Origin of the sequence: Thalassotalea sp. LPB0316, assembly GCF_014898095.1 — a bacterium.
Taxonomy (GTDB): domain Bacteria; phylum Pseudomonadota; class Gammaproteobacteria; order Enterobacterales; family Alteromonadaceae; genus Thalassotalea_G.
The window spans coordinates 138,333-150,533 of sequence record NZ_CP062946.1 but is presented as its reverse complement, the minus strand read 5'-3'; the positions used below and the strand labels follow the sequence as shown (position 1 = coordinate 150,533).

The following is a 12,201-nucleotide window of genomic DNA, read 5'->3' as shown; positions in this document are numbered from 1 at the left end:
TCCTTATAACATAAGGGGTGCACTCTCATACATGACGCAATGTACCTTCTTTTTATGACAATGTCATGAACTATTTACTAAAAACAAAAAAAGCCAGCCTAAGCTGACTTTTTGGTCAATAAAACAGGTGAGTTATTAACAAAAATGCCACATTATAGTGCAGCGATTTGTGTTTTTTGCTCAACTAATTTAGCCAGTGCCGACTCAGCTTCTGCTAGTTTTTCTTTTTCCTTGTTGATAACGGCTTCAGGTGCTTTTGACACGAAGTTGTCATTGCTGAGTTTACCTTGTGTGCGCGCAACGTCTTTTTCTAGCTTATCGATAGCTTTTGTTAAACGCGCTAGTTCAGCTTCTTTATCAATTAAACCTGCCATTGGGATAAGTACTGATAAATCACCGATTACCGCGGTCGCTGATGCCGGGCCTTCTTCGCCATCTGCTAACACTTGAATTGATTCAAGCTTAGCCAGTGCACTCAAGAACTGCTCGTTTTCTGCTAAACGGCGTTGGTCTTCACTACCCACGTTTTTAAGTAGCACAGGTAATGGTTTACTCGGTGCAATGTCCATTTCCCCACGAATGTTTCGAATCGCGACGATGAATTGTTTTAACCACTCAACATCGGTTACCGCTTGCTCATCAATTAGGCTGTCGTCAACTTGTGGGAAGCTTTGAACCATAATGCTTTCGCCTTGGCTTTCAAAGTTTGTTAACGGTACAACTCGCTGCCATATCGTTTCTGTGATAAATGGCATAATTGGGTGCATTAAACGCAATAAGCCTTCTAAAACAGTCACTAGGGTATAACGCGTACCGCGTTGAGCTGCCTCATCACCTTTGAACAATACCGGTTTAGTTAGCTCTAAGTACCAGTCACAGAATTGATTCCAGGTAAATTCATAAAGCGCTTGCGAGGCTAAATCGAAACGGAAGGTCGCGAACGCTTCATGCACTGTTTTCACCGTTTGTTGGAACTGGCTTTGGATCCAACGGTCAGCCAACGAGAAGGTCATTTCGCCTTGTGTACCGTCAACTGCTTTACCACAGTCATGCTCTTCAGTATTCATTAATACGTAACGGCTGGCATTCCATAATTTGTTACAGAAGTTGCGGTAACCGTCTAAGCGCTTCATATCCCAGTTGATATCACGCCCAGTAGACGCTAATGCAGAAAGGGTAAAACGCAGGGCATCGGTACCATGAGCTTCAATCCCGTCAGGGAATTCTTTCTTCGTTGCCTTGGCAATTTTTTGTGCAAGTTGAGGTTGCATCATATTGCCAGTGCGTTTTTCAAGTAAGTCGTCTAGCGAAATACCGTCAATCATATCTAACGGATCGATAACATTACCTTTTGACTTTGACATCTTATCGCCACTTTCATCGCGAATTAGCCCCGTCACATAGACTTGTTTGAACGGTACTTGTGGCTTGCCATTTTCATCTTTGATGAAGTGCATGGTCATCATGATCATACGGGCAACCCAGAAGAAGATGATATCAAAACCAGTAACAAGTACGTCGGTTGAGTGGAACTTCTTAAGCATTTCTTCTTCGTTTGGCCAACCTAAGGTTGAGAACGTCCAAAGCGCTGAAGAGAACCAAGTATCAAGTACATCGTCGTCTTGCTTTAAGATTACATCGTCAGCAAGCTTGTTGTTCTCACGAACTTCTTGCTCTGAGCGACCAACGTAAACTTTGCCTGATTCGTCGTACCATGCTGGAATTCTGTGACCCCACCACAACTGGCGAGAAATACACCAATCTTGAATGTCGCGCATCCAGGCAAAATACATGTTTTCGTACTGTTTTGGCACGAACTCTATATCGCCATTCTCAACTGCTTCAATCGCAGGTTTTGCAAGCGGTTCAACACGAACGTACCATTGGTCTGTTAATAGCGGCTCGATGATAACACCCGAGCGGTCACCATATGGCGCCACTAAATCGTGATCTTTCACTTGCTCTAATAAACCAAGCTCGTCAAATTTGGCAACAATAGCTTTGCGTGCGTCAAAGCGATCTAGGCCTGCGAATTCGCTTGGCAACGCGCTATCAAACTCAGTGCTTGGCTCGCCATTAGTGTTGTAAACTTCGGCAGTAGCTAGGATAGCCGCGTTCTTATCTAACACGTTGATCATTGCTAAACCACAACGCTTACCGACTTCGTTATCGTTGAAGTCATGCGCTGGGGTGATTTTCACACAACCCGTGCCTTTTTCCATATCAGCGTGTTCATCGCCAACAATTGGAATTAAACGACCAACAAGGGGGAGTTCAATGTGCTGACCAATTAAGTCTTTGTAACGAGGATCTTCTGGGTTAACGGCAACACCTGTATCGCCCAACATGGTTTCAGGACGCGTTGTAGCAACGACTAAGTAATCTTTACCTTCGGCAGTTTTTGCGCCATTTGCTAATGGGTAGCGAAGGTGCCACATGTGGCCTTTTTTGTCTTTGTTTTCAACTTCGAGATCTGAAATGGCAGTGTGTAATTTAGGATCCCAGTTTACTAGGCGTTTACCACGGTAGATAAGATCGTCTTGGTACAAGCGAACGAAAACTTCTTGAACGGCGTCACTTAAGCCTTCATCCATGGTGAAGCGTTCACGCGTCCAATCAATCGAGTTACCTAAACGGCGCATTTGCTTACCGATGTTACCACCTGATTCTGCTTTCCATTCCCAGATTTTGTCGATAAATGCATCGCGACCATAATCGTGGCGTGTTTTGCCTTCTTCAGCGGCTATTTTGCGCTCTACCACCATTTGCGTGGCAATACCCGCGTGGTCAGTACCAGACTGCCACAAGGTGTTTTTACCCTGCATGCGTTGGTAGCGAATAAGGGTGTCCATAATAGTTTGTTGGAAAGCATGGCCCATATGTAGGCTACCGGTCACATTGGGTGGTGGAATCGCAATACAGTAACCATCACCTTCGCCTGTTGGGCTAAAGTAACCTTTTTCTTCCCATGATTGGTATAGGGAGCTTTCAATGTCAGCTGGGTTAAATGTTTTTTCCATCAGATTTACTTAATTTTCTGTGATCGCTTGTTCTTTTTTTGCCTGGTGCGTATTAATAGCAAACCCCATAGCGCGGTATTGTTTGAAACGTTCGCGAGCGTGTTGCTTTAATTGGTTTTCGGCAGGAACAAAGTCGATAATTTGTTGATATTGATTAACAAAGTTGGGTACTTGAGTCGTTAAGTTGATCAGTACCGGGCGGCGATTTTGTGGTGGCTGGTGGCCAATTTCAATCGCCGCGCCTTGTTTAGGACCCTCACCAACGAGGTTGTGAGGAACAAATGCTTGAGGATCAAAAGACCAGAGCAATTCATCGATGTGATGTGCTTGTTCGAGATCCTCAGTGTAAATATAGGCTCGAATATTTTGACGATATAAATTAGCGGCGTGCACACAGGCTTGAAGCAGGTAGTTATTACTCTCTGCTTCAGTGTCAGGTAATACGAAAAACTCTACCTGTGTTTGCATTAGTTTTACTCGCCTTGCTCTTCACCAGAGCGATTGAGTAAGAACTGGCTTAACATCGCCACTGGGCGACCTGTTGAGCCCTTGTCTTTACCGCCACTGCGCCAAGCTGTACCTGCAATATCAAGGTGTGCCCAGTGATATTTTTTGGCAAAACGAGATAAAAACGCGGCTGCGGTTATCGTACCAGCAGGGCGACCGCCTAAGTTAGTAAAGTCAGCAAACGGGCTTTCTAATTGTTCTTGGTATTCATCCCATAATGGTAAGCGCCATGCGCGGTCACCACTTTGATCTGATGCGTTTAGTAGTTCATGAGCTAATGGGTTGTGGTTACTCAATAACCCCGTTGCGTGTTTGCCTAATGCGATAACACAAGCGCCAGTTAAGGTTGCTACGTCAATGACTGATTCTGGCTCAAAACGCTCGACGTAAGTTAACGCATCACATAATACCAAACGACCTTCCGCGTCAGTATTTAGCACTTCAACGGTTTGACCAGACATGGTTGTTAAGACGTCACCTGGGCGATAAGCATTGCCACCTGGCATGTTTTCACAACCGGCTAGCACACCAATGACATTAATTGGCAGATTCATTTCTGCCAATGCATGCATTGCACCTAAAACCCCAGCAGCACCACCCATGTCGTACTTCATTTCATCCATGCCATCGCTTGGTTTAATTGAAATACCACCTGAGTCAAAGGTTAAACCTTTACCAACAAGCACGATAGGCTTAGATTCATCAGTTGTGCCAGCGTATTTGATGATACTCATCACTGATTCGTTTTCACTGCCACGACCTACCGCTAAGTATGAGTGCATACCTAGCTCTTCCATTTGCTTTTCACCGATAATTTCAGTCGTAATGGTTGGGTAGTCGTTTGCTAGAATCTTTGCCTGCTCAGCAAGGTAAGCTGGATTACAAATATTTGGTGGCATGTTGGCGACGTTTTTACAGGTGGTTATCCCTTCTGAAACGGCTAAACCATGTGCTATGGCGCGCTCACCAATGGCGAGTTCACGTCGCGTAGGTACGTTAAATACCATTTTTCGCAGTGGACGACGCGGCTCTTCTTTGCGTGTTTTTAAACTGTTAAAGCTATATAAACAATCATGAGTTGCCTCAATGGCTTGACGTACTTTCCAGTAGGTATCTCGGCCTTTAACATGTAATTCAGATAAGAAACAAACGGCTTCCATTGAGCCTGTTTCGTTTAATGTGTTAATTGTTTTACTGATAATTTGACGGTATTGACGTTCGTCTAGTTCGCGCTCTTTACCACAACCGACGAGTAATACGCGCTCGCTGAGAATATTAGGGACATGGTGTAACAGTAACATTTGGCCTGACTTGCCTTCTAAGTCGCCACGGCGCAATAAGTTACTGATGTAACCTTCACTGATTTCATCAAGTTGTTCAGCGATAGCCGAAAGGCGTCGAGGTTCAAAAACACCTACGACGATACACGCACTGCGTTGTTTTTCAGGACTGCCACTTTTTACACTGAACTCCATGGGTTCTCCTATTTACCTTTTATGTCTGCAATATTTCGATAAAAATACGATTAAACTTGCCTAAATTACCTAATAATAGATAAGCTTACTATTATTTTTAGCTCGCTAAAGGCTATAATTATAGCCACACTCGCAACATTTACCTATGCGACTCAAAAATTATTTATATATAAAAATGACAAGTTTACTCAAAATTCTTCCAAATGTCAGAAAAAAACTAAGTTTTTAGGGGCTTATTCGTGATTATTTTTCGTTATTTATTATCAGAAGTAGCCAAGACTCAGTTTGCCGTATTTTTTATCTTGATGACCATCTTCATCAGCCAAAAGTTTGTCCGTATTTTAGATGACGCCTCTGAAGGCGGTATACCAGGGCACCTAGTTATGGTGTTTATTGGCTTAAATGTGCCAGATTTAGCGGGTACCTTGTTACCGTTAAGTTTGTTTCTTGGCATTCTGCTAGCCTATGGCCGGATTTATGTTGAAAGTGAAATGACGGTACTACACGCCTGTGGTGTTAGTGAGTGGTACGTGGTTAGAGTGACTTTGGTATTAGGTCTTGTAACGGCAATTGTTACGGGTATTTTTACCATGTACTTATCGCCTATGGCTGCTGAATATGAATATCAAGTCAAAGAAGAGTTGGCTGCGGATTCAGGCATTAGTTCAATAGTAGCTGGTCGTTTCCAAAGAACGAGCAACGATAATGCAGTGATGTTTGTACACAATAAAGATCGCGAAGGCACGCGCTTAGATCGGGTTTTTGTCGCTCAGCTTCCTGAAGAAAATACCAGTTATATGGAGATTATTAATCTAAGCTTGGTTTATGCTCAGTCAGGACAAGTTGTTGAAGAGGATAATGGCGCACAAAAGTTAGTTTTAACCGATGGTGTTCGCTATAACAAAGATGCTGAAAGCCAAGAACTAAGAGCCGTGAGTTTTGGCAAGTATTCTTTCGATATTCAAGATAAAGAAGTGGAACACAAGCGCAGAAAGGTGACCGCTACGCCAACAGCAGAACTCTTTGGTGTAGAAGAGCCTGAGGCTCGAGCTGCAATTCAATGGCGTATTGCATTTCCTATTTCATGTTTGATTTTAACCTTGATTGCAGTGCCATTATCTGTTGTTAATCCTCGTCAGGGTAAATTTGGTAAACTCGTTCCGGCACTCTTGTTGTTTTTAACCTATTTCTTGTTACTCACGTCAATTCGCAGTGCCATGGAAAGTGAATCTGTTCCACCCTTTATCGGCTTGTGGCCTGTCCATTTGTGTGCATTGATTCTTGGTGTTAGCTTGATTGTTCAAAGCCGAACTAGTGGTCGAAAAATTAAAGCTAAATTGCCAAAAATGCAGTTAAGGGGGCGTAACGCATCATGAAGATTTTAGATTGGTATATCGGTCGCGTTATTGCTTCGACGACATTAATGACGTTAACGGTATTTGTTAGTATTAGTGGGATTATCAAGTTTGTTGAACAAATTCGAGCTGTTGGTCGCGGTAATTACGATTTATCACACGCGGCGCTTTACGTTTTGTATTCAACGCCTCGCGATATTGAAATTTTCTTTCCTATGTCGGCACTCATTGGTGGCTTGATCGGTATCGGTATGTTAGCTAGTCACAGTGAGCTTATCGTCATGCAGGCAGCAGGTTTATCGCGCCTAGATATTATCAAGTCGGTAATGAAAGCGGCAGCTATTTTAGTGTTGCTCAGTATGGCCGTAGGTGAGTGGCTGGCACCAAAAGGTGAGGCTGCGGCAAGGGAAATTCGTGCACAGGCGATCTCAGGAGGTAGTTTGATTTCCTCTAAAACAGGCATTTGGGCCAAAGATGGCGACTATTTTGTACACATTAGCGAAGTAGAAAATACTGGCACGTTAAAGCAAATTCAAATATACCGCTTTGATGACAACCTAAAGCTCGAGAGTTGGTCGGCAGCCAATAAAGCAACTTATCAACAGGATTCTTGGTTGTTACATGACGTTAAAAATACCAAAATTTATGACATGTCATACACTACAGAAATCGCTGAAACGCAAATTTGGCAGTCATCACTAACGCCGGAGAAGTTGGGGGTAGTGATTGTCAACCCAGAAGCATTATCAATTCAAGGCTTACTCGAATACTTGGAATACCTAAAAAACAATGAACAAGATCCGAGTCGTTATGAATTGGCGTTGTGGCGAAAAATCATTCAGCCATTCACCGTTGGTGTGATGTTACTGTTGGCTTTGTCGTTTATTTTCGGGCCGCTGCGTTCGATGTCGATGGGGGCGAGAATTGTGATGGGTGTTGCTACGGGTATTGTATTCTATCTAGTTAACCAAGTCGCCGGCTCGATTAGTTTGGTTTATCAATTACCACCTATTTTAGGGGCCATTCTACCGTCAATTATTTTTGTTGGTGCGGCAACCTTCTACATGAATAAGCGCGCGTAATCAGCGCGCTTTGCCTTAGTTATTTTGGTCTGTTGGCTTCTAACGTTAGCACGACAACTTCAGTGTTGGTTAGCCTATCTTGCAGGCTAAGTTTGTTTTTTCGATCAAAAATTACCAGTAAATTACCTAAGCCCAACAAGGTTGGCAGTAGGCGCTTTATGCCCGTTTTTTTAGACATTAAACTGCCATCTTGATTTTGAACACGCAAGCGCCATGCTTTCATGCCAATTGTTTGGCCACTTTTCGCCCAGAAAAAAATAAAGAAGTAAATAATCGCTAGTAAACCCGCACAATTTAAAATAACTTTAAACAATATAGAGGTGGCAAAATAGTCGCTCGCGGTTTGTTCGGTGTTAGCACCAATAAGTTCAAAAGCGAACAGCGTATTAAAAATCGCAGATACAATCATTGTTGTAACCATGTATATGGCGACGGCGACCAAAAAATCATAAATCCAGCTGCCGAAACGTCGACGAAATCCTGCGCGAGGAAAGAGCTCTGGTGAAGACATAAAAAAACCTAAGAATAATTTGACGCTAGTCTAACAAAGCAACATATAAAGGTTAAGCGATTAAATGTTTGCTAAAGTTAAAATTAGCACAAGGGTAATACCAAATTGATTTAAGGGATTTGATATTGAATAAGCAGTTTAGCGCTCACGGTTATTGTGAAATAGAGGTAGCCGATAATATTATTTATATCGACGCATTCGGGCCTTGGAATGAAGAATATTTTGAAATTCTGCATCAAAAACTGATGGCGACGAGAGGCTTGGTAGATCAAAATAATTTTGGTGTATATTTACAACCTAAAGGTGAGGCCATTGCAACGGTTAATGGCGTTACCAAGCACACTGCATTTCTAATGCAAAGCAAAGTTAAAGTGGTAGCAATTAATTTATCTGAATGTGATACCAAATTTGTCACTAAAGATTTGTGCGCTAGGATTTATACAAGTTGTGATATCAAGCATCAGTTTTTTGACGATAAAGACCAAGCCCAAGCTTGGCTAGGGAGTTTTATTCAAACTGTTGATTAAAACATGAGCACTTAGAGAATAGCTAAAGATAAAACAGTTGCTTAGCGATGTGTTTGTCGTATAATGCCAGCCATCAAACGTTTGTTTGTCCTTTCATTGCCGGAGTGGTGGAATTGGTAGACACGACGGATTCAAAATCCGTTGCTTTCGAGCGTGACGGTTCAAGTCCGTCCTCCGGTACCATATTACCTGTTAATTATTTTTAGCCTTTTGCTGTTTTAGTACCCCTTACCTATCTTTATATCAATAACTTATTGAAATAGAAGACGATTCTTACATAGGTGTAACCTGTGTCTGTTACTAACAACTCGAGTGATATTTTTACTTTTCTGTTGTGAATTAAAAGTTTGCTGAACCGTCAATTAGACAATTATATCTAGTTGTATAGCTTTACTATTTTTACTACGCCTTCAATATGCCCGAGGGGGATTTTTTCAATAATTGGCGTTCATAGGGCGTGATATCAGAAACTGAACCTAGCTTGCAGTGATACATAGTATTACAAAACCTTGGTTATTCATTACGTACAAACAACACAAAATACAGTACCCTGTAGACTAGCGTAATAGTATCAGGATGCTAGCTATTGCAATGTTGTATTAAAAAATAGTCAGTCATATTGATGTGTCATCTCAGTACTGTGACTTTGGCTATTATGATGGCTGAGGAATGATGATGTTTAATAAGTTGGCGCCAATTTTCGCCGTTTTATTACTGGCAAGCTGTGGTGGTTCGAGTTCAGATAATGAGACTAGTCCCGAACCTCCAGCGCCTATTGAGCCTCCAGTGCCTGTTGAGCCACCAATATATAAGCCTGTTGACGAAAACGCGAAGTTAGCAATCGAGCGCGAAGATCACAGTTTAGCTACTGCTGATGAGCTCATTGATTTTAGCTTGGCGCAAACACAAGCTATTGACCAAACTAAATTTACGATCATTGAACAGTTGTATGATGATACTGATCAAATCTCTTGGCATCCGACTCACGACAGTGCATTTTTCAGTGCTTACTTACCCGAGCATACTTTTCCTGCACTTTCATCGACACATCACCATAATGGCAGTCCCTCTGAGGTTGGTTTAGTGATGGTAGGCGAGCAACGAGCACATCGTTATGCGGCGATGGCTGCCAACTTGCTCGCCGTAGATGTTTCAGAGTCAACGATTCGTTTTACACGATCATTATTCGCTTGGTTAGTGGGTGATCAAAATGCAAAAAGGCAGCTAAATATCGTCACTGCCCACGTACCGTCAAAGGCCGATAGTTGGTATTTTCCACACAATGAAAAGATTCGTGAGTGGCTTAGTCAAAACTACTCGGACAACTATACCATCAACGATGAAAATAGTTGTGATGGTGAGGAACTATTAGGTTGTTTAGAGCGGCAACAGCCAGATATCCTACTGATCAGCGATATAGATCGCCAAGCACAGGGGTATCGTGCAATTGAACAGGCTATTGAATACGCTAAAGCGCAAAATATTCCAGTATTGATCAGCAATTACCGACGAGGCCCTAGTGAATTTCTTGCACCTTTATATCGATATATGGGGTTAAGCGGCAGCAATAACTATTGGAGTAAACACCATGTCATTGGCGCTGACGTCAATGACATGAAAAAAAGCGACTTTACACAAGTTAACCAGTTACTTGAGAATTTGCGAAGCGATAGCTTTGATAACTCGGTATTAGCGGGGTGTACAGGTAATTTTATTTACTGTAAGACTGATGAATTTGAACAGGCGTTCAAAACGGGTGCTGATTGGTTTCGCGAGTCGGCAATTAACCTTGATAACGCGGGTATCAATCCTTTTGAACACGATACTTGGGCGCTATTAAAAGCGGGTGTGCTATTGGCTGATAAATATCGCCAAGCGATCGACTATCCGATTGAGTTTGACCAGGCAAGTCTATGGCAGCGAGCCATGTTTGCAGATTGGGTTGTTAACTATTCACGAGAGAATAATTTGGCACAACCAGACTTAGGCGAATACGTGATTGATAAAAATCTCGTGGTGCTAAATGACAACGCCAACTACAAACGTGTTAACACGGTTAGTGAACGCCAAACCATATCAGTGCCTTATAGCGGACAATGGACAACAACAGGTTGGTACGTGCAACCCGGCCAGAAAATCACGCTAACTCGCCATGATAATAATCCAGCAAGTTTGCAGATCAAGCTCAATTATCACCGCAGTAATACCAATCGAGCCTTCAAACATCAGGTCTATCGCGGGCCACTTGAGTTATCACAACAGCGATTATCGTTAACTGCAGGCGACTCGTTGAGTTTTTCATCACCCTATGGTGGGCCGTTGTATTTCAATATTGCTAGTAATGATTCAGAACTTGCCGTCGATGTAAGTGCGCAAAACGTTGCCAAACACCCTACAGTAACCAACTTTAACGACGATACTCAAATCGCATTATTTGAGAAAACCTTAGCCAACACAGAATTACCGCATGTTGACTTAAAAGCTTTTGGCGCAGAGCAACACCTACGTCGCGATCGCTTTTTAGGTGCGATCAATGAAGAATATCCAAGCGTTAAAGCATTACTCAAGGCTATCCAAGAAGAACACATTAATGCGGTATATACCTTGGCAGGGTTTAAAGTCGACGGCTTAGCTTTGGCGCAATCTCTGCCTAAGGATGTACAGCTTATCTGTGGTGAAATGTCTTCATTGCCTGATTGTTTAGATGAGCAGTTGCATATTCGTCGCAACATACAGCATGCAAACTATGACCAAAATGCACATTGTGGTAGCGGGTGTTCAGGTAATCCTTGGGATTCAAGTGGTAATATCAGTCCATCTGGCTGGCTAGACAATCATGAACTAGGCCATAATTTGCAGACTAATCGACTGAATGTTGCTTACGTGGCATCTGAAAATCGCAATAATTATGTGGATTATTCAAGTCGCGCGGGTGAAAACTCGAACAATATTTTTCCTTATTTTGTTAAGTGGCATAGCCATTACATTAGCCATGGGAATAGCCAACCATTAACTGATGGTCATACTAACCACAAGGATGTCTTTAATGTTTTTATGTCGGATGCATTGCAACTGACAAATGACAATAATGAGCGAGTGATTTTTGATCGTCAGTGCAAGCTAATGCCTGATGGTGAGAGCCGATATGTCGCGCCTTGGCGCAGTAATGATTATGCTGCATATAACAGTTATCGCATGTCGTTTTACATTCAAATGGCGTTGCATTTTGATAAACAAAATATTCAAGGACAACTACTGGCAAATGGCTTTAGTGTATACACATTGCTGTATCAACACAGCCGAATATTTGGTAAGTATGCCGATAGTGAAACTGATTGGTTGAGTATGCGTGAACGATTAGGCTTTAGCCAATTTCCGTATGCTGAACATGCGAGTTATGGCGGAAAAACCGTTAGCCATATACCCGGTAATGATTTTATGGTGATTACTCTGAGTAAACTGGCCAATCAAGATTGGCGCCCTTATTTTGATATGTATGGCTTGTATTATAGTGACTTAGCAAATCAGCAAATTGATTTAGCTAACTACTCGACGAAAATCCCGATGGGCTTATATTTGTTGGAAACTGAAATGCCAGACCGCTCTATGACAGACAACATGACCTTCTTGCCGTTAAACCCTAATGATGGGACAACGCTATGGCGTGATGGGAGTTCGCCAAAAGAATGCCTGTAAAAAGGTTGTCTTATCACGAAAAGCCAAC

8 protein-coding genes and 1 tRNA gene are annotated in these 12,201 nt (G+C 42.4%); 5 read left to right on the top strand and 4 right to left on the bottom strand.

Features of this window, described 5'->3' with window-relative positions; genetic code table 11:
* Positions 1–152: 152 nt before the first annotated feature.
* From LP316_RS00650 to pepA, 3 genes are read right to left on the bottom strand one after another with little or no spacing between them, the layout of a single operon-like run.
* Positions 153–3,020: a valine--tRNA ligase gene (locus tag LP316_RS00650; RefSeq protein WP_193022194.1), complete on the bottom strand. Its 2,868-nt coding sequence runs from the start codon at positions 3,018–3,020 to the stop codon at positions 153–155.
* Between the two features lie 9 nt (positions 3,021–3,029).
* A complete protein-coding gene (locus LP316_RS00645) occupies positions 3,030–3,488 on the bottom strand; it encodes a DNA polymerase III subunit chi (RefSeq protein ID WP_193022193.1) in 459 nt (152 codons plus the stop codon).
* A gap of 5 nt (positions 3,489–3,493) precedes the next feature.
* A complete protein-coding gene (pepA, locus tag LP316_RS00640; RefSeq protein WP_193022192.1) occupies positions 3,494–5,002 on the bottom strand; it encodes a leucyl aminopeptidase in 1,509 nt (502 codons plus the stop codon).
* 239 nt (positions 5,003–5,241) lie between these two features.
* On the opposite strand from pepA, the gene lptF reads away from it, so the two are divergent.
* The gene (gene lptF, locus LP316_RS00635; RefSeq protein ID WP_193022191.1) at positions 5,242–6,378 is read left to right on the top strand and encodes an LPS export ABC transporter permease LptF; all 1,137 of its coding nucleotides are present in this window, start codon (positions 5,242–5,244) and stop codon (positions 6,376–6,378) included.
* Positions 6,372–7,439, top strand: coding sequence for an LPS export ABC transporter permease LptG (lptG, locus tag LP316_RS00630; RefSeq protein ID WP_193023766.1), 1,068 nt, complete (start codon positions 6,372–6,374; stop codon positions 7,437–7,439). Before lptF ends, lptG begins: the two co-directional genes overlap by 7 nt.
* A 19-nt stretch (positions 7,440–7,458) precedes the next feature.
* On the opposite strand, the gene LP316_RS00625 is transcribed toward lptG, so the two are convergent.
* Complete coding sequence (locus LP316_RS00625; protein ID WP_193022190.1) at positions 7,459–7,950, bottom strand: RDD family protein; 492 nt, start codon at positions 7,948–7,950, stop codon at positions 7,459–7,461.
* A gap of 125 nt (positions 7,951–8,075) precedes the next feature.
* Between LP316_RS00625 and LP316_RS00620 the strand changes: the two genes are divergently transcribed.
* From LP316_RS00620 to LP316_RS00610, 3 genes are all read left to right on the top strand, one after another.
* Positions 8,076–8,477 (top strand): hypothetical protein, encoded by a 402-nt coding sequence (locus LP316_RS00620; protein WP_193022189.1) that lies wholly within the window; start codon positions 8,076–8,078, stop codon positions 8,475–8,477.
* A 98-nt stretch (positions 8,478–8,575) separates the two neighbouring features.
* A tRNA-Leu gene (locus tag LP316_RS00615) sits at positions 8,576–8,660 on the top strand.
* 492 nt (positions 8,661–9,152) lie between these two features.
* Positions 9,153–12,173, top strand: coding sequence for an ImpA family metalloprotease (locus tag LP316_RS00610; RefSeq protein WP_193022188.1), 3,021 nt, complete (start codon positions 9,153–9,155; stop codon positions 12,171–12,173).
* Positions 12,174–12,201 lie beyond the last annotated feature (28 nt).

Bases quoted from the DNA above. Each gene is read 5' to 3' on its own strand.
- LP316_RS00610 (WP_193022188.1), top strand. From the start codon at position 9,153: ATGTTTAATAAGTTGGCGCCAATTTTCGCCGTTTTATTACTGGCAAGC.
- pepA (WP_193022192.1), bottom strand. From the start codon at position 5,002: ATGGAGTTCAGTGTAAAAAGTGGCAGTCCTGAAAAACAACGCAGTGCG.
- LP316_RS00645 (WP_193022193.1), bottom strand. From the start codon at position 3,488: ATGCAAACACAGGTAGAGTTTTTCGTATTACCTGACACTGAAGCAGAG.
- LP316_RS00625 (WP_193022190.1), bottom strand. From the start codon at position 7,950: ATGTCTTCACCAGAGCTCTTTCCTCGCGCAGGATTTCGTCGACGTTTC.
- LP316_RS00650 (WP_193022194.1), bottom strand. From the start codon at position 3,020: ATGGAAAAAACATTTAACCCAGCTGACATTGAAAGCTCCCTATACCAA.